20 protein-coding genes are annotated in these 15,852 nt (G+C 62.0%); 9 read left to right on the forward strand and 11 right to left on the reverse strand.

Annotation, left to right across the window (positions count from 1 at the left end):
* Positions 1-13 precede the first annotated feature (13 nt).
* From JG746_RS21510 to gatB, 3 genes are all read right to left on the reverse strand, one after another.
* The gene (locus tag JG746_RS21510) at positions 14-712 is read right to left on the reverse strand and encodes an AIM24 family protein (RefSeq protein ID WP_019857892.1); all 699 of its coding nucleotides are present in this window, start codon (positions 710-712) and stop codon (positions 14-16) included.
* A 132-nt stretch (positions 713-844) separates the two neighbouring features.
* Positions 845-1,342, reverse strand: coding sequence for a GNAT family N-acetyltransferase (locus JG746_RS21515; protein WP_202354573.1), 498 nt, complete (start codon positions 1,340-1,342; stop codon positions 845-847).
* 4 nt (positions 1,343-1,346) lie between these two features.
* On the reverse strand, positions 1,347-2,846 hold the full coding sequence (gene gatB, locus JG746_RS21520) for an Asp-tRNA(Asn)/Glu-tRNA(Gln) amidotransferase subunit GatB (protein ID WP_202354574.1): 1,500 nt from the start codon (positions 2,844-2,846) through the stop codon (positions 1,347-1,349).
* Positions 2,847-3,127: 281 nt separating this feature from the next.
* On the opposite strand from gatB, the gene JG746_RS21525 reads away from it, so the two are divergent.
* Complete coding sequence (locus tag JG746_RS21525) at positions 3,128-3,385, forward strand: YjhX family toxin (RefSeq protein WP_013895772.1); 258 nt, start codon at positions 3,128-3,130, stop codon at positions 3,383-3,385.
* Between the two features lie 48 nt (positions 3,386-3,433).
* Here JG746_RS21525 and JG746_RS21530 read toward each other — a convergent pair whose 3' ends face one another.
* On the reverse strand, positions 3,434-3,865 hold the full coding sequence (locus JG746_RS21530) for a CBS domain-containing protein (protein WP_202354575.1): 432 nt from the start codon (positions 3,863-3,865) through the stop codon (positions 3,434-3,436).
* An 88-nt stretch (positions 3,866-3,953) separates the two neighbouring features.
* Positions 3,954-4,706 carry a rhomboid family intramembrane serine protease gene (locus tag JG746_RS21535; RefSeq protein ID WP_202354576.1) on the reverse strand — a complete coding sequence of 251 codons (753 nt, stop codon included), beginning with the start codon at positions 4,704-4,706 and terminating at the stop codon, positions 3,954-3,956.
* 421 nt (positions 4,707-5,127) lie between these two features.
* Between JG746_RS21535 and JG746_RS21540 the strand changes: the two genes are divergently transcribed.
* The 4 genes from JG746_RS21540 to JG746_RS21555 all read left to right on the forward strand — a co-directional run bounded on the left by JG746_RS21540 (position 5,128) and on the right by JG746_RS21555 (position 8,273).
* The gene (locus JG746_RS21540; RefSeq protein WP_202354577.1) at positions 5,128-5,760 is read left to right on the forward strand and encodes a PAS domain-containing protein; all 633 of its coding nucleotides are present in this window, start codon (positions 5,128-5,130) and stop codon (positions 5,758-5,760) included.
* A 119-nt stretch (positions 5,761-5,879) separates the two neighbouring features.
* The gene (locus JG746_RS21545) at positions 5,880-6,497 is read left to right on the forward strand and encodes a PilZ domain-containing protein (RefSeq protein ID WP_202354578.1); all 618 of its coding nucleotides are present in this window, start codon (positions 5,880-5,882) and stop codon (positions 6,495-6,497) included.
* A gap of 298 nt (positions 6,498-6,795) precedes the next feature.
* Positions 6,796-7,404 carry a transglutaminase-like cysteine peptidase gene (locus JG746_RS21550; protein ID WP_202354579.1) on the forward strand — a complete coding sequence of 203 codons (609 nt, stop codon included), beginning with the start codon at positions 6,796-6,798 and terminating at the stop codon, positions 7,402-7,404.
* A gap of 293 nt (positions 7,405-7,697) precedes the next feature.
* Positions 7,698-8,273 carry an ankyrin repeat domain-containing protein gene (locus tag JG746_RS21555; protein ID WP_202354580.1) on the forward strand — a complete coding sequence of 192 codons (576 nt, stop codon included), beginning with the start codon at positions 7,698-7,700 and terminating at the stop codon, positions 8,271-8,273.
* A gap of 34 nt (positions 8,274-8,307) precedes the next feature.
* Here the strand turns inward: JG746_RS21555 and JG746_RS21560 are convergent, their stop codons facing one another.
* Entirely contained in the window at positions 8,308-8,835 is a 528-nt protein-coding gene (locus tag JG746_RS21560) for a gamma carbonic anhydrase family protein (protein WP_202354581.1), read from the reverse strand.
* Between the two features lie 19 nt (positions 8,836-8,854).
* Positions 8,855-9,190, reverse strand: coding sequence for a DUF6949 family protein (locus JG746_RS21565; protein WP_202354582.1), 336 nt, complete (start codon positions 9,188-9,190; stop codon positions 8,855-8,857).
* Positions 9,191-9,306: 116 nt separating this feature from the next.
* On the opposite strand from JG746_RS21565, the gene JG746_RS21570 reads away from it, so the two are divergent.
* Complete coding sequence (locus JG746_RS21570) at positions 9,307-10,038, forward strand: hypothetical protein (RefSeq protein WP_202354583.1); 732 nt, start codon at positions 9,307-9,309, stop codon at positions 10,036-10,038.
* Between the two features lie 48 nt (positions 10,039-10,086).
* On the opposite strand, the gene JG746_RS21575 is transcribed toward JG746_RS21570, so the two are convergent.
* The 3 genes from JG746_RS21575 to JG746_RS21585 form a co-directional block, all read right to left on the reverse strand.
* Positions 10,087-10,290 (reverse strand): DUF3126 family protein, encoded by a 204-nt coding sequence (locus JG746_RS21575; protein ID WP_019857879.1) that lies wholly within the window; start codon positions 10,288-10,290, stop codon positions 10,087-10,089.
* Between the two features lie 151 nt (positions 10,291-10,441).
* Positions 10,442-11,290 carry a serine O-acetyltransferase gene (gene cysE, locus JG746_RS21580; RefSeq protein WP_202354584.1) on the reverse strand — a complete coding sequence of 283 codons (849 nt, stop codon included), beginning with the start codon at positions 11,288-11,290 and terminating at the stop codon, positions 10,442-10,444.
* A gap of 268 nt (positions 11,291-11,558) precedes the next feature.
* Complete coding sequence (locus JG746_RS21585) at positions 11,559-12,203, reverse strand: VOC family protein (protein ID WP_202354585.1); 645 nt, start codon at positions 12,201-12,203, stop codon at positions 11,559-11,561.
* Between the two features lie 129 nt (positions 12,204-12,332).
* Between JG746_RS21585 and JG746_RS21590 the strand changes: the two genes are divergently transcribed.
* Positions 12,333-12,938 carry an HD domain-containing protein gene (locus tag JG746_RS21590; protein WP_202354586.1) on the forward strand — a complete coding sequence of 202 codons (606 nt, stop codon included), beginning with the start codon at positions 12,333-12,335 and terminating at the stop codon, positions 12,936-12,938.
* Between the two features lie 25 nt (positions 12,939-12,963).
* On the opposite strand, the gene JG746_RS21595 is transcribed toward JG746_RS21590, so the two are convergent.
* The gene (locus JG746_RS21595) at positions 12,964-13,887 is read right to left on the reverse strand and encodes a LysR family transcriptional regulator (RefSeq protein WP_202354587.1); all 924 of its coding nucleotides are present in this window, start codon (positions 13,885-13,887) and stop codon (positions 12,964-12,966) included.
* Positions 13,888-13,997: 110 nt separating this feature from the next.
* On the opposite strand from JG746_RS21595, the gene JG746_RS21600 reads away from it, so the two are divergent.
* Positions 13,998-14,990 carry an ABC transporter substrate-binding protein gene (locus JG746_RS21600; RefSeq protein WP_244730360.1) on the forward strand — a complete coding sequence of 331 codons (993 nt, stop codon included), beginning with the start codon at positions 13,998-14,000 and terminating at the stop codon, positions 14,988-14,990.
* A gap of 72 nt (positions 14,991-15,062) precedes the next feature.
* Positions 15,063-15,845 carry an ABC transporter permease gene (locus JG746_RS21605; RefSeq protein ID WP_244730362.1) on the forward strand — a complete coding sequence of 261 codons (783 nt, stop codon included), beginning with the start codon at positions 15,063-15,065 and terminating at the stop codon, positions 15,843-15,845.
* Positions 15,846-15,852: the final 7 nt, after the last annotated feature.

Here is a 15,852-nt window from a genome sequence, read left to right on the forward strand (position 1 = left end):
CCCATCCACGCGCCTACTCCTCCGTCGGCATATGGAGATACATCGACTGGATGCCGACCCGGCCCGGGCCGGTGAAGCGGTTGACGATGAAGTTCATGTTGGCGCCGAAGAAGCCGCTCGACAGGCGGTCGATCTTGGTTTCCATCCTGACCGAGGCATCCTTGAACAGCCAGCCGCCGGGCTCGATGTCGATGGTCTCGCCGGCGGCAAGCGTCTTTTCGAAGACATTGCCGTAGCCGTGCAGCCAGACGATGCCGTCGCCGCCATCGCCGCGAAAACGGTCGATGAAGAAGCCGCTCTGGCCGAACAGCATCGTCGCCAGGCCGCGTACACGCTCGAATGTGTAGTCGACATTGCCGGTGGCGGCGAGAAACTGGTGTTCGCGCACCTGGATTTCCTCGCCACGCCTGAGATGGATCGGCACGATGTGGCCGGGTCCATCACGGCTGAAGGCGATGATGCCCGCTCCCGACGCCTCGGTGACGAAGATCTGCATGCCGGCCATCATGCGCTTCAGCGCGCCTTTCAGCGATTTCAGGCCGATGGTGATGGTCGAGTTCTTCCACAACAGGATGTGGTGCTCGAAATAGACAGGCATTTGCGTCACATCGACCGAAAGCACGGGGACCAGTTCGCCCGCTATGTGATAGGTGACGCCGCCAAAGGTTTCGTCCGACACCTGTGTCGGCATCAGTTCCGGCAAGCTTGGCATGGTTCCCCCCAGCGCTGCGCAGCGTGCCGATCCATTCCGGCTTCCGCGCGGTCAGCACCGGCAGCTTTGGTGCGGGACCCTCAGGCCGTCAAACGAAAACGGGCGTATGGTGCGCCGCTCGCGCGAAGGTGATCAAGAGAGGTCGGCAAGAGGCCGGCGGTAGACCAATGTCGCCTCGCCAGAGGCAGCCGCGTGCTCGCCGGCATCGCCGGATCGCACGAAGCCGTTCGCCTCGTAGAAGGCGATGGCGCGGGTGTTTTGCGCCTCCACTTCCAGACGGATGGCGCGGGCTTCAGGAAAACTCTCGATGATCTCGTCGAGCAACATGCCGCCAATGCCCCGGCCCTGCAGGTCCGGAAGCACGTAGAGCTGCCTCAGGACAACCAGCTTGCCGCCATCGACGCTTTCGGCAAAGGCCACGCCGCCAATGCGCTTGCCGTCATCGGCAACGAGGAAGTCGCTGTTCGGCTTGATCAGCCGCGCCTTCAGCGAGGCGATCGAATGCCATTCATCGGTGATTTCGGTGACCTTGGCGGCACCGTATATGGCGTCATACGTCGCATGCCAGGTTTCGACCAGCACTGCTCGAATTGCATCAAGGTCACGTTCGCCGGCGGTGCGGACGAACATGGCCTTACTCGATACCGAGCTTGGCCTTGACGAGGTCGTTGACCGCTTGCGGATTGGCCTTGCCGCCGGTCGCCTTCATCACCTGGCCGACGAACCAGCCGGCCATGGTCGGCTTGGCGCGCGCCTGTTCGACCTTGTCCGGATTGGCCGCGATCACCTCGTCGACCGCCTTCTCGATGGCGCCGGTGTCGGTGACCTGCTTCATGCCACGGCTTTCGACCAGCGCACGCGGATCGCCGCCTTCGTTCCAGACGATCTCGAACAGGTCCTTGGCGATCTTGCCGGAGATGGTGCCGTCCTTGATCAGGTCGATGACCGCGCCGAGCTGATCGGGCGAAACCGGAGCATTTTCAATATCCTTGCCCACCTTGTTCAGCTGGCCGAGCAGATCGTTGATGACCCAGTTGGCGGCGAGCTTGCCGTCACGCCCGGCGGCCACCTTCTCGAAATAGTCGGCGATCGACTTTTCCGAGACCAGGATCGAAGCGTCGTAGGTCGACAGACCGAGCGAGGATATGAGCCGCGCCTTCTTGTCGTCGGGCAGTTCCGGCAGCCCTTTGGCCAAGGCATCGACATAGGCCTGATCGAATTCCAGCGGCAGCAGATCGGGATCGGGGAAATAGCGGTAGTCGTGCGCTTCTTCCTTCGAGCGCATCGAGCGCGTCTCGCCCTTGACGGCATCATACAGCCGCGTTTCCTGATCGATCTTGCCGCCGTCCTCCAGGATGGCGATCTGGCGGCGCGCCTCATAGTCGATGGCCTGGCCGATGAAGCGGATCGAGTTCATGTTCTTGATCTCGCAGCGTGTGCCGAACTCGCCACCGGGCCGGCGTACCGAAACGTTGACGTCGGCGCGCAGCGAGCCTTCATCCATGTTGCCGTCGCAGGTGCCGAGATAGCGCATGATGGTGCGCAGCTTGGTGACATAGGCCTTGGCCTCATCGCCGGAACGCAGGTCAGGCTTGGAGACGATCTCCATGAGCGCCACGCCAGAGCGGTTGAGGTCGACATAGGACATGGTCGGATGCTGGTCGTGCATCGACTTGCCGGCATCCTGCTCCAGATGCAGCCGCTCGATGCCGACCTCGATATCCTCGAACTCGCCCTGTCTGTCCGGTCCAACCGAAACGATCACCGTGCCCTCACCGACGATCGGCTGCTTGAACTGGGAGATCTGGTAGCCCTGCGGCAGATCGGGATAGAAATAATTCTTCCGGTCGAAGACGGATTTGTGGTTGATCTGCGCCTTCAGGCCGAGGCCGGTGCGGATCGCCTGCTTGACGCATTCCTCGTTGATGACAGGCAGCATGCCCGGCATTGCCGCATCGACCAGGCTGACATTGGCGTTGGGGGCCGCGCCGAAAGCGGTCGAGGCGCCGGAAAACAGTTTTGCTTCCGAGATGACCTGCGCGTGCACTTCGAGGCCGATGATGATTTCCCAGTCGCCGGTGGCGCCGGAGATCAGGCGTTTAGCGTCGGGCGTGCGGGTATCGATCAGGGACATGGGGGCCTACATATTGGAACTGCTGAATATGCGTGAACGCATATTTTGGTGTGCAACTTCGCTAGTGCAAACCGCCAAAAGAGACAAGCGCAAAGCCGCGGGCTGGCCTTTTAAGCCGCTTTCGCCTATAGGACGCCCATCCCAATGGAGAGTGGATGTCCACCTACGCTCAGTCCCGGTAAGGCCCTGACCTCGTAGCGAGGCAGGGCGACAAAACCTGAAACTCCGTGCCGCGAAGCTTCGCGGCGGCGGCATTTTTCGTTTTCCCGGAAACTCTCCAAATGGACATTTCGCGCACTGAACAGCGCATCCTGCACCTGCTTGCGCAGGGCGGACGCATTGAAATCGAAAAGAACCAGAAGAAACGGATCGCCTCCGTCAAATGCCTGACCCGCGACGGCTGGCATTATCCGGGCGTCGATCTCGACCTGTTTCGAAAGCTGAAACGCAAGAAGGCGGTTTCGTCGTCGGGCGGCGGTCCCTACCGCATCACCAGGCGCGGGCTCGAACTCGTCCGCTCCGAACTCGACAACCGGTAGACTACGGTTCCGCCGGTCGGGTTTCCGGCCGGCGGTTCCTTTCACCGCTCAGGCGGTGGCGATGTAGGCCCTGATCTCGTCGGCTTCGCGCTCGACATCCTCGATGCGGCGCTTGACCACGTCGCCGATAGACACGATGCCATCGAGCAGGCCGTCCTTTTCCACCGGCAGATGGCGGAAACGGCCCCTGGTCATAATCTCCATCACCTCGTTGACGGTGTGGTTCTCGTTGCAGATCTTTACCTTCGGCGTCATTGCCGAACGCACGGCGATATCGAGCGCGGCGGCACCTTCCTTGGCGACAACCCGCACGATGTCGCGTTCCGACAGTATGCCGACAATCTTGCGATCGCCATTGGTGATGACCAGCGCGCCGATCTTGTGTTCGGCCAGGATGCGGATGGCTTCGCTGAGCTTTTCGTTCGGCCCGAGCGTCAACACGTCGTGGCCTTTTCTTTCCAGAATTGCCTTAACCGTCATGGCGTCCTCCTCTGCTTCGCCTGCCGGTCCCCTGCCCAGACCGGCCTTCACGTATGAGTGAACATCGTGCGCCGTGATGGGTTGCATTTCAAGTGTGGTCGGCGGTCTCCCATTCGGCCGGCTGCCATCGCCGATCGAACCAGCGCAGGCCGAAGAAGCCGGCGACGAAGCCGCCAATATGGGCCTCCCAGGCGATCTGGCCGTCTACTCCAGGCGCAAAGCCGAGCAGGCCGGTGGCGAGGTTGATGATCATCCACACGGCAAGGAAGATCACGACGCCGCGCATGCGCAAGACAATCGCGATCGGCAGCACGGGGCCGGCGAAGGCCGCCTTGCCGGCTGAACGGTCGGTGCGGAAACCGAAGCGCGCCGCGGCACCCATCATGCCCGATATGGCGCCGGAGGCGCCGACCAGCGGCGCTTCACCATAGGGGTGCATGGCCCAGAAGAGCGCCACGGAAGCCAGTCCGGTGGCGGCGAAGAACAGAGCGAACCAGAGCCCGCCGAGACGATTGGCCAGCGGCGAACCAAAGGCGGCGAGCCACACCATGTTGATGGCGATATGGGCAAAGCCGCCGTGCATGAAGGCATAGGTGAAGGGCCGCGTGAACAGGAACCAGTCGAAGCCGTATTGCCCGGTATAGAGGACGGGAATGAAGGCCCCATCGTAGAGCAGCGTCATCTGCTGCGCATCATCAAGCACATACTGCTGCAGCAGGAAGACGGCCGCGCAAATGCCGATCACCGCCAGCACGATCGGCGGCAGGTTGAACACCGGTTCGCGCGGCGGCGGCGTGCTTTCGGCCGGTTCGGTCTCGGTTGGATGTTGCGGTTCGCTCATCTGCAATCGCACTCGGTGCTGGTTCGATCTGGGCTCGTTCGATCTGGCGAGCATCTAGATCACCGCCATTGGAACCGCAAAGGGCGAATCGCCCCAGTGCGAATCAAAAAAGACGCGAATCAAAAAAAAGCCGTCCAAGGTCTCCCTTGAACGGCCGGTCGAGCCCCCTTGCTCCCCTAAAACTCTTGACTGAAGTGCTGCCGATCGTCGCGAAACGACCGCTTCTGGAGTGGTTTTGGTGTGCCACAGGGCCTGGTCGAGCGCAACGTAAACCACTTGTTAACCTTAACGTCCCCGACCCGTGAACAAGTGTTAACGACGCTGGCACGCTTCCTGCTCCGCAACGCATGTAGGTCATCGGAGGGCGCCCTTCTGTTCACCGATGGGACATCAGACGACAGAATGCGCGGAGCAGCATACCATGAACCAAAACGGATCGATCACGCTGTTCCATTATTGGAACCGCCTGCGTGACGGACGCCCTGCTCCGAAGCGATCGGAAGTCGAGCCGGCCGATATCAAGTCGCTTTTGGCCGACACGTTCATCCTGGAACGGGACACACGCGGGCAACCCGTCTTCCGCCTGGCCGGCACCAGGCTCTGCGCCTGTTATGGCCGCGAACTCAAGGGGTTCTCCTTCCCGTCGCTGTGGCGTGAGAAGGATCAGCGTCTGGTCTCGAGGCTGATTCACGGGGTTTTCGACCAGAAATCGGTGGTGCTGATCAACTTCGAGGGTTTCAGCCGCAACGGCCGCTCCAACAAGTTCGAATTGCTTGCCTTGCCGCTCGACGGCGGCATCGAAAACCCGCGCTGCCTCGGTGTGATCAGCGCCGCCGAGAAGCCGTTCTGGCTGGGCGCAGACCCGATCACGGATGCAATGATCGATTCAATCCGTGTCATCGATCCGGAAAAAGAGCTGCTCAACAACCGTCCGGCGATCGACGTTCCCTCGCTTGTTCCAGCCGAACTCGAGGCGCCCGACACGATCTCGGCGCTTGGCCGGGCGCGCCGCATCCGCCATCTCGTCGTCTTCGACGGCGGGCGCGAGGAATAGTTGATGATCGCACGGTCTTGCAGGCCCGTTTTTCCCCTTTGTTAACCCGCTTTGTTGTACTTCTGGCATGAAGTCCCTCGCATTGACGCGCGGGAATGCCAAACGGGGTGTAGGCAGTCATGAGGTCAGCGGCGGTCGACTACGCGCCGTCCCAAGCTGAAAGGCGTAACTTTCAGCGCGTCCGGGTCAAGATATACGGACGATTCATGCTGGAAGACCGCACCGAACATCCCTGCCAGGTTCTCGACATGTCGCCCGGCAATGTCGCGTTCCGCACCGATCGCATCGGCATGCCCGGTGAAAAGGTGATCGCCTATATCGACCATATCGGCCGCATCGAAGGCGTCGTCACGCGCACGCTGCAGGACGGCTTCGCCATGACGGTGATTGCGTCCGACCGCAAGAAGGACAAGCTGGCGGCGCAGCTGACCTGGCTTGCCAACAAGCATGAGCTCGACCTGCCGGAAGACCGCCGCCACGAGCGCGTCGCGCCGCGCAACCCGACCAGCGTGCTGCAGCTCACCGACGGCCGCCAATACCAGTGCCGCATCATCGACCTGTCGCTGTCCGGCGCCGCGATCGAGATCGACGTCAAGCCGGCGATCGGCGTCCAGGTCATGCTCGGCACGATGCGCGGGCAGATCGTCCGCCATTTCGAGGATGGCGTCGCCATCGAATTCGCCGTCATCCAGCGCCCCGAAACGCTCGATTCCGAATTCAACACGCCACGCGCCTGACCGGATCCGACGGACACTGCAACCAAACCGGCCCTGCGTGGCCGGTTTTTTGTTTCCGGACGACGCTGCTCTCCGCAAGTGGCCGGTTCGCTTCCGACACGTCGAGGCCGCCCTTCGTGGCGATCGGCATAAGGGCTCGCGCCCCGGTGCCAGCCCTGCGCAATGCAAACAATTCAATACTCAAATGATTCAAATTTTATGTTTATTCTACTGGCGTTTTACTTAAAGTCTGCTTCGCGCTTTTGCGTCAAATAAATCCAGCCGTGGCAATGTCTCCTTCGAACGGGGAGACTAGAAAATGAAAAAAACGAGGGGCAGGCTGTTGCTGATGGCAATGGCGATGCAGCTTTCCGCTTGGGGATCAGCATATGCCGCGGGACCGGCCTATATGCACACTGGCGGCCGTACCACACAGCCTGTTGGCCATTATGAATTCTGCCAGCGCATCCCTGGCGAATGCAACGAGAAGACGCCCAAGGGCGCGCCGGTCGACCTCAGCCGCAAGCTCTGGGCGACGATCGTCAACATCAACAATTCGGTCAACACCCGCGTCAAGCCGCGCACCGACATGGAAAACTACGGTGTCGAGGAATACTGGGCCTATCCCGACAATGGCTACGGCGATTGCGAAGACTACGCGCTGGAGAAGCGCCGCGAACTGATGGACGCGGGCGTGCCGGCGGGTGATCTCCTGATGACGGTCGCGCGCCAGCCGAATGGCGACGGCCACGCCGTGCTGACCGTGCGCACCAGCCTGGGCGAGTTCATTCTCGACAATCTGGAGACCAAGGTGCTGTCCTGGACGGACACCGACTACACCTATCTCAAGCGCCAGTCGACGGAGAATTCCGGCGTTTGGGTGACGATCAACGACGGTCGTTCCGACGCGGTCGCCAGCGTCCGCTAGGACGCCAATGCATGTCGCCCACAGGGGCAGTGCGGCATGCATGGAACAGAGGTTAAGCGCGTTGCATCGACGCTGCGCGCTTGATGAGAAACCCGGTCGAGTCCCCACCCTCCCCGTCCCCAACGACCGGGTCTAAGGAGCCGGCCCTGTCCCCGGGCCGGCTCCGCCATTTCTGGCGGAAGCTTGAGATCCAATCAGGATTGGGTAGCCGCACGTGACTATCCAGCGCCTCCTTTCCATGGACACAGGATCGAGGCACTATCGGCCGTTGGTTCGTCCTCTGGATCACCGCGATGTTGGAAATCCCGGAAGATCGATGCGAGCGCCATCGTCTGTTCAAAGCGATCGACGATGCCTTCAAGGGTGGCGATTTTGAGGGCCTCGGCGTAGCTTTGGGCGGTTCGCCCGGCTGGTTCGACGACCGCATGCCGTTCGAACTCGGCCTCGGGCATCCACTGGAATATGCGATCTATTGGAGCCCCGTCCGCTTCATCTCGACTTTGCTGGATGCAGGCTCGGATCCGAATTACGGGGATCACGGTGGATTTCCGGCAATCATTGCGGCGCTGTCCACCGACCGGGCCGACAGGCTGGAAATCGTCCGAATATTGATCGACGGTGGCGCCGATCCCAATATGCGGGGCGTGAACGACTGGACGCCGCTTCACTATTCGGTGGTCATTCGTAGCGCCGAGGCGATCCGCCTGCTTTTGGCGGCGGGCGCCGATCCGACGCTCGCAACCCGCATCGATGACTATACGACAGCCCTAGAGGAAGCGGACATTGCCGGCTTTGAGGCCGGCGCTTCATTGCTGCGTGACGCAATGGCCACGCGCGGCTCCAATAGACGATGGCCCGGCTCGCTATGAGACCGCCGGCGACTGGGATCGGCCGAAACTGCCGTTAGACCTTCGCCAGGCCCGCCTTGAAGCGCTTGCCATTGGCGACGTAGTGCGCGGCCGAGCCGCGTAGCCGGGCGATGGCCGCGTCGTCCAGCACCCTGATCGCCTTGGCCGGCGTGCCGACGATCAGTGAATTGTCCGGAAATTCCTTGCCTTCGGTGACCAGCGCGCCGGCGCCGACCAGCGAATTCTTGCCGATCCTGGCGCCGTTCAGCACGATGGCGCCCATGCCGATCAGGCTGTTGTCGCCAATGGTGCAGCCATGCAGCATGGCCCGGTGACCGATCGTGCAGCCTTCGCCGATGGTCAGCGGAAAGCCAGGATCGGTGTGCATGACCGTGTGTTCCTGCACATTGGTGTCGGCGCCGACAATGATCGGCTCATTGTCTCCGCGAATGACGACGCCGAACCAGAAACCGGCATTGCGGCCGACCCTGATATCGCCGATCAGCGTCGCATCGGGCGCAATCCAGTTTGTGTCAGCATCCGCGAAGCTGGGCTGCGTTCCGTCGATCGCATAGAGCGGCATTGTCGGCCTCCGAATCGTCTCAGATGCCGGACCCTAGGAGACCGATCGCCCATGAGGCAATGGCAAGCACGACGATGCCCAGAGCCAGGGACCAGGCGATCGCCGTGCAGCCGCATGACAGGAGCGCGATCGTCGAAATGCGGTTCTCGCGGCGGGCATCGAGGGCATCGTTGACCAGCATGAACGGCCCTGCGCCAGCGGCGGCCGCCAGCGAGCGCAGCACATGCGCGGGCGACACATAGGGCTCGGCGAAGGCGACCTTGCGGCCCGACACAAGCTCCATTGTCGAACCCGTCAGCCCGCACACCGTCAGCCCGACGACAAAAGCAAACAGGAAGAGTTCCATCTGAGCCATCTTAACCTTGCATTTACCATGAAATCGCACAGTCGTTCCAGGAAGGCTGCAAGAGCCGTGCCGCGCGATGTGTGCCGCCGAGGGACACCGGAATGGCGGCTGGGATGAGGACCGAGATGAAGCAGGCAGCGATCGCCGACGGCCCTGAACTCACCGTGGTCGATTCTACGCTGATGAAGCGGGTGTTCTATGCCTTCGCCGCACTTGCCTTGCTGTCGGTCGCGATCAGCCTTGGCGGCAAATGGTTCGGCCATGCCATCGCCATGGCCGGGTATACCGACGACCCGACGGTGCGCCGGGTGGTGATCGGCAACAATGTGATTTCCGTGCCGGCCAATTTCATCCGTTTCGACCAGGCCCGGCGCGACGGCATCGCCTCACGTCTCGACCTCTATCTGCGCTATCCCCAGATGGACGGTTACAGCGAGGCGGCCCGCGACGATTTCAATCACTCGGAAGCCAACAAGAAAATCATCTTCCTGTCCTTCGAACAGCAGATGATGTCGCGCGATATGAGCGGCCGGTTCGCGCCGATCTACAGCGCGCTGATCGTCCAGCCCGGCATTCCGGGACCGAGCGGCACGATAATCTACGGCTTCAACGAGAAATCAGGCTATCTGAACGAGGTGCTGGTGGTCGGCAAGCGCCAGGGAACGGATCCCTTCGTCGCCCGCTGCCTGAGCGGGCCGAGTGCCGGTCAATCGCTGGCGCCCTGCGAACGGGACATCCATGTCGGCGACGATCTCAGCCTCACCTACCGTTTTCCCAAGGAATTCCTTGGCGACTGGCAGGCACTCGACGCGGCGATGACCGCAGAGGCCGGGCGAATGCTGAAGACCGGACATTGAGGGACAATGGCAGGCCGCGCCTGGCGCGGCCTGCCATTTGATGCAGGCTCAACCCAGATCGATGTCGAGGATCGCCATCGAGAAATTGTAGTCGCCGTCGTCCTCATCCTTGAAGACGATGCCGAGGAATTCGTCGCCGACATAGACTTCGGCGGAATCTTCCTTGCGCGGCCGTGCCTTGACCTCAAGCTTGGGATTCTGGAAGACGCGCTTGAAATAGGCGTCCAGCTTTCTGATTTCGTCCGGCTTCAACAGTCTTCTCCGATCATCGGGCTTGCTGGTTTGAAGGGCGCTTCTGGCACGTCGACAATGGCGATGTAAAGGCAAGCCGGCCGTATTGCACCGGAAGCGGCGGCGCCGCCGGGCAAAATCGCCATCGCGGGACGGCGCGCCGGCGCTGAAATCAGATGTCGAAACTGATCACATGGTCCATCTTCTGTGACGGCAGAAGCTGGTCCATCTGGCGCGAAGGCTGGTCGCAGCCGGTCTCGCCGACCACGCGGGCCGGCACACCGGCAACCGTCTTGTTGTGCGGCACGGGCGACAGCACCACCGATCCGGCAGCGACCTTGGAGCAATGGCCGATCTCGATGTTGCCGAGAATCTTGGCGCCGGCGCCAATCAGCACGCCACGGCGGATCTTGGGATGACGGTCGCCACCGGCCTTGCCGGTGCCGCCCAGCGTCACGCCGTGCAGGATCGACACATCGTCCTCGATGACCGCGGTCTCGCCGACGACGAGGCCCGTGGCATGATCGATGAAGATGCCCTTGCCGATGCGCGCGGCCGGGTTGATGTCGGTCTGGAAGACCGAGGACGAGCGGCTCTGCAGATAGAGCGCAAAATCCTTGCGGCCCTGGTTCCACAGCCAATGCGCCAGCCTATGGGTCTGGATGGCATGAAAGCCTTTGAAGTAGAGCACCGGCATGATGAAACGGTCGCAAGCGGGGTCGCGGTCGTAATAGGCCTGGATGTCGACACGCACGGTGGTCGGCCATTCCTTGTCGTCGGCCAGCATGGTCTTGAAGGTCTGGCGGATGAGATCGGAGCCGATATCCTGATGGGCAAGCCGCTCGGCGATCCGGTGGATGACCGCTTCTTCCAGGCTCTCCTGGTTGAGGATCGTCGAATAGAGGAAGGCGGCGAGCAGCGGATCGCGGTTGACCGCGTCCATCGCTTCGTCGCGGATCGAACGCCAGATCGGGTCGACCGGCTGCAACGCGGTGTGGCGGGAAATGCTGATGCTGTTCATCGACGTCTCGTCCTGCGTCCTGCTGGCTTGCCTGGTCCGGCGGCACATATAAGCCAGTTCATAGCACGATTGAACTCAATTTTCCTTAGTGCTGTGTCAAATGGATTTGGTTCGCAGGAATTCAAGCAGGCATGGAAAACGAACCCTTGATCGCCGGGCCGCCGGAAGCGGCCTTTCATTCCTGGCTGCCGGAAAGCTGCAGAACGATCTGATGGCGGGCTCAAAGGCAGCGCGGCGCCGATGACACCGCGCTGTGATGGACCTCATTTCAAGTCGGCAGCTGCGTGCCGGCCTGTTCGGCCACCATGTATTCGGCGTACCAATCCGGCCAGTTCACGTCATACTGTCCGCCGGTCCGTTTCTCGTGTTCGCCATGTGCCGCCGCCGCACGGCGCAGGGCCGCGGCAAGCTCGCCCGACGACGTGAATATCGTGTCGCTGGCATCCACGCGTCCCGGCAGTCGCTGGGTGATTTCCTGCAGTATGAAGCTGTTGCCGTCCGGATCGGCGAAGGTGACATAGGATGAATAGCTGCGCCCTTCCGGATGCCGGCCGCTGATCGCCGGCTGCCCGGGCCCCGCACGGTGGAACACCTCGCTCGCCTCGACGCCGCGCGCCACGAGTTCGGCATGCGCCGCCACGATATCGGACACCACGAGATAAAGTCCCTTCGCCGAGCCCGGCGCGGCTGATGTCAGGCCCTTGCCGAAATGGATCGAGCACGGCGAACCCGGAGGCGTGAACTGCACGACCCGAAATGCATCGCCGACGACGAAATCCGCGTCGAGCCGCCAACCGAGGCCACTGTAAAAACGCTTGGACCGGTCGGCATCCGCAACGGCGATGATGACGGCCTCCAGCTTCATGTCGATCGTTCCCGGTCTCGGAGCCTCGCTGCTGGGTGTATTGGTCATGTCAGCCTCCTGGCTTTGAAATGTCTGGGACCGGAAACATTCCTCAGAGCCCGGGGCCATGCAAGGTTCAAAGTGATTGGTTCTTTGACTCCAAGGGGCCGAGATCGGTTAACTGGACGGATGATGGAAATGAATGAGCAGCCCTTGATCGACGAATCGCTGAAGCAGGAACTCTCGGCACTCTATCGGGCCGAAGACCGCCACTATCACAACCTTGCCCATATCGAAGCGATGCTGGGGTTGGCCGGCGACTATCGAGCGCTGCTCGGCGACCCCGAAGCCGTCGAAGCGGCGATCTGGTTCCACGACGCCATCTACGACAGCAAGACCAAGGACAATGAGGCCAGAAGTGCCGCGCTTGCCGAGAAAAGGCTCGCGGGCCGCACCGATGCCGGGCGCCTGCGCCGCATCGGCGCGATGATCCTCGCCACCGCCACGCACCAGCTGCCGCGGTTCGACGACGACGCGACCACGCGCGACGCGAGCCTCTTCCTCGACATGGACCTGTCGATCCTGGGCGCCGAGCCGGATGCATTCGACGCCTATGAAAACGCGGTTCGCCGCGAATATGACTGGGTGGAGGAGCCGATGTGGCGTGCCGGGCGAGGTGCCGTGCTGAAGGACTTCCTTGCCCGCACCCGCATTTTCCACACCGAGGAATTCCGCCAGCGTTTCGAGCCGCAGGCCAGACTGAACATGGCGCGCTCGCTGGAGGCCCTGCAAAGACCCTCGTGAATTTCGCCGGGATTCTCCGGGCGCTCTAGATGTGGCCCTGTGTCGATCCACCGGCAGTCGTGGCATCGAACAGCGCTGCCAGAAACGCCTGGACGAGCGAGCGCTGGGCGTCGGTCTTGCGATAGGCGACGCGATGGATCGAACTGAATGCGTACGACCTTGGCCTGATTGCCCGCATGTCTCCAGCCGCGACCCAGGGATCGGCAAAGTGGCACGGCAAGAAGCCGATGAAATTGCCCGACAGGATCAGCATCAGCTGCGCCTCCATGTGAACGACCGACGCGCTCGCCCTGGGGTGGCCGACCAGATAGAGGTCGTCGAAATGTCGATAGCTGCGCACCGAAAACCGCGCGGCGTCGATGGCGCCCTGGTCGATCCTGGCATCGGGCACCGCGAAAAGCGGGTGCTTTCGCCCGCAATAGAGAAGATGCGGTTCGCCGCAATAGTCGCGATAGACGACGCCGGGCGCCTTCTGCGACAGCGGTCCGATGACGACATCGCGCCCGCCATCGGCGACCTGTTGCTCGAGCTCTGATGGCGTGCCCACCGAAAGATCGATGAAGACGTCCGAATCCGGTCCCATGAAACGGCTGAGTGCGTGCTGGATACCCAACTCGCTGCTAGTGAAGACCCCATCCGACGTACCGACCCGCAAGCGGCCCGACAGGCTGCCGCTCGCGGCATTGATGCGGTGTCCGAAATCGTCGAGGTCGCGAAACAGTTTTTGCGCCGCATCGTAGGTCGCCTGCCCGACCTCGGTCAGGCGGAATTGCTTGCGCCCGCGATGGCAGAGCTGGGCGCCGATGCGTTTCTCCAGCTCCGCCAGATGCGTGCTGAGTGTCGGCTGCGACAGGTTGAGCGTGATCTGCGCGGCGGCGAACCCGCCTGAATCGGCGAGCGCCACGAAAACACGCAGCAGGCGGATGTCGATATTGTCCAGCCGGCGCATGGCGCTCCCCTCACCTCACATCGATATTATTCGATGTATCGTTCTAAATAAACTCATTTACATCAATGTCCGAAATGGCGAGCCTGTGCGAAACAAATTGGGGAACAATCATGAAATCCTTGCTCGCCACCGCGCTGTCCGCGGCCCTGGTGCTCGCCAGTTCACAGCTGGCGCTGAGCGCCGACCAGATCCGCATTCTTGCGCCGACATGGCTGGGATTCGCACCCGTCCATATCGCCGGCGATCTCGGCTGCTTCACCGCCAAGGGCCTCGACGTCAGCATCAAGTTCGAGGACGACCTGACCAATGTCATGGCGGCGATGGCGCGCGGCGACATCGAGATGCAGATGCGCTCGGTCGGCGAATATCAGGGCCGGCCGCGCGATGCGTCGACCCCCGGCATCATCATCGGCACGATCGATGAATCCGTCGGCGGCGACGGCGTCATCACCGACGACGCCATCAAATCAGTCGCCGATCTCAAGGGCAAGGTGGTCGCTGCCGAGCCGAACATCCCCTCACGCCTGCTCTTGCAGATGGAACTCAAGCAGGCAGGCCTGTCGCTGAAGGATCTGCAGATCAAGGACATCGCCACGGCCGATACCGGCGCGGTTTTCGTCGATCCGTCGATTGCGGCGATCGCGACCTACGAACCGTTCATGTCGCAGGCGCTGAAGGCGTCGACCCGTCCGGGCGCCCGCATGCTGATCTCGTCCAAGGACCACCGCGGCATTATCATCGACGCGATCATCGCCCGTAATGACGACTTCAAGGCGAACCCCGACAAATACGCGAAATTCCTCGGCTGCATCTACGAAGCGGTCGATTTCATCAAGGCCGAGCCGCAAAAATTCGCCGACATGGCCTCCAAGCATTTCGGCCTGACACCAGCCGAAGTGAGCGACATCGTCAACTCCAGCCTGTCCTACACGACGCTTGCCGAATCGCAGGCCTACATGGGCAAGCCTGGCGAAAAGGGCACGCTGCACGGGATCTTCGATACGGTCATGGATCTCAACCTGGAGAACGGCGCCGCCGACAACAAATTGGTTGCGGCCGACCAGATCGACAATTCTGCGATCAAAAAGATCCCCGCGAAATAACGATCGCGCCAACCGGGTCCGGCAACCCGGCCATCGCGGCTCGCCGGCCGCTCTCTAGACGGGGATAGTGATTTGTTCAGCAGCCTGTTTGTCTTCCGCGGCCGCGCCTCGCCGATGGTGGAGTTCGCCGTTAGCGTCGCGGCGGCGGCGCTCGTCATTGCGCTGTGGGAGTTGGCGGCGCGGGCGGGCATCATCGCGCCGCAATTCCTGCCCTCGCCGAGCCGTGTCGTCGTCGCCCTTTGGACGATGCTGACCGAGCAGAACCTTGTCTGGCACGTCGCGGTTTCGACCGCTCGCGTCTGGATCGCCTTCCTGCTCGCCGCCATCATGGCAATCCCGATCGGCATCATGATGAGCAGCTACCGGATCGTCGGCGCGGCTCTTGAGCCGATGATCGATTTCATCCGCTATTTGCCGGTTCCGGCGCTGGTGCCGCTGTCCATCATCTGGTTCGGCGTCGGCGAGGAGACCAAGATCTTCCTGCTCTGGCTTGGCACGTTCTTCCAGCTCGTGCTGCTGGTGGCCGACGACATGCGGCGCGTGCCGCAGGAGTTCGTCGAGGTCGCCCGCACGGTCGGCGCCAATTCGAGGCAAGTGATGACCGATGTCGCACTGCGCTGGATGGGACCGACGCTGCTCGACAATCTCCGCATCACGCTCGGCTGGTGCTGGACCTATCTGATCATCGCCGAGATCGTCGCCGCCGATTCCGGCATCGGCTACGTCATCTGGACGGCGCGGCGCTTCGTCAAGACACCCGAGGTCATGGCCGGCGTCGTTGTCATCGGTCTGATCGGCCTTGTCACCGACCAGCTGCTTCGCCTGCTTCACCGCCGGCTGTTCCGGTATCTGTGAGGGCGTG

This window comes from Mesorhizobium sp. 113-3-3 (assembly GCF_016756495.1).
In the GTDB taxonomy this organism is placed as follows: Bacteria; Pseudomonadota; Alphaproteobacteria; order Rhizobiales; family Rhizobiaceae; genus Mesorhizobium.

Excerpts from the sequence above, each read along its gene's own strand:
- JG746_RS21510 (WP_019857892.1), bottom strand. The coding sequence starts at position 712 with ATGCCAAGCTTGCCGGAACTGATGCCGACACAGGTGTCGGACGAAACC.
- gatB (WP_202354574.1), bottom strand. The coding sequence starts at position 2,846 with ATGTCCCTGATCGATACCCGCACGCCCGACGCTAAACGCCTGATCTCC.
- JG746_RS21600 (WP_244730360.1), top strand. The coding sequence starts at position 13,998 with ATGAAATCCTTGCTCGCCACCGCGCTGTCCGCGGCCCTGGTGCTCGCC.
- JG746_RS21515 (WP_202354573.1), bottom strand. The coding sequence starts at position 1,342 with ATGTTCGTCCGCACCGCCGGCGAACGTGACCTTGATGCAATTCGAGCA.
- JG746_RS21545 (WP_202354578.1), top strand. The coding sequence starts at position 5,880 with ATGAGGTCAGCGGCGGTCGACTACGCGCCGTCCCAAGCTGAAAGGCGT.
- JG746_RS21595 (WP_202354587.1), bottom strand. The coding sequence starts at position 13,887 with ATGCGCCGGCTGGACAATATCGACATCCGCCTGCTGCGTGTTTTCGTG.
- JG746_RS21525 (WP_013895772.1), top strand. The coding sequence starts at position 3,128 with ATGGACATTTCGCGCACTGAACAGCGCATCCTGCACCTGCTTGCGCAG.
- JG746_RS21565 (WP_202354582.1), bottom strand. The coding sequence starts at position 9,190 with ATGGCTCAGATGGAACTCTTCCTGTTTGCTTTTGTCGTCGGGCTGACG.
- JG746_RS21560 (WP_202354581.1), bottom strand. The coding sequence starts at position 8,835 with ATGCCGCTCTATGCGATCGACGGAACGCAGCCCAGCTTCGCGGATGCT.
- JG746_RS21535 (WP_202354576.1), bottom strand. The coding sequence starts at position 4,706 with ATGAGCGAACCGCAACATCCAACCGAGACCGAACCGGCCGAAAGCACG.
- JG746_RS21555 (WP_202354580.1), top strand. The coding sequence starts at position 7,698 with ATGTTGGAAATCCCGGAAGATCGATGCGAGCGCCATCGTCTGTTCAAA.
- JG746_RS21540 (WP_202354577.1), top strand. The coding sequence starts at position 5,128 with ATGAACCAAAACGGATCGATCACGCTGTTCCATTATTGGAACCGCCTG.
- JG746_RS21585 (WP_202354585.1), bottom strand. The coding sequence starts at position 12,203 with ATGACCAATACACCCAGCAGCGAGGCTCCGAGACCGGGAACGATCGAC.
- JG746_RS21530 (WP_202354575.1), bottom strand. The coding sequence starts at position 3,865 with ATGACGGTTAAGGCAATTCTGGAAAGAAAAGGCCACGACGTGTTGACG.
- JG746_RS21590 (WP_202354586.1), top strand. The coding sequence starts at position 12,333 with ATGAATGAGCAGCCCTTGATCGACGAATCGCTGAAGCAGGAACTCTCG.
- JG746_RS21570 (WP_202354583.1), top strand. The coding sequence starts at position 9,307 with ATGAAGCAGGCAGCGATCGCCGACGGCCCTGAACTCACCGTGGTCGAT.
- JG746_RS21550 (WP_202354579.1), top strand. The coding sequence starts at position 6,796 with ATGAAAAAAACGAGGGGCAGGCTGTTGCTGATGGCAATGGCGATGCAG.
- cysE (WP_202354584.1), bottom strand. The coding sequence starts at position 11,290 with ATGAACAGCATCAGCATTTCCCGCCACACCGCGTTGCAGCCGGTCGAC.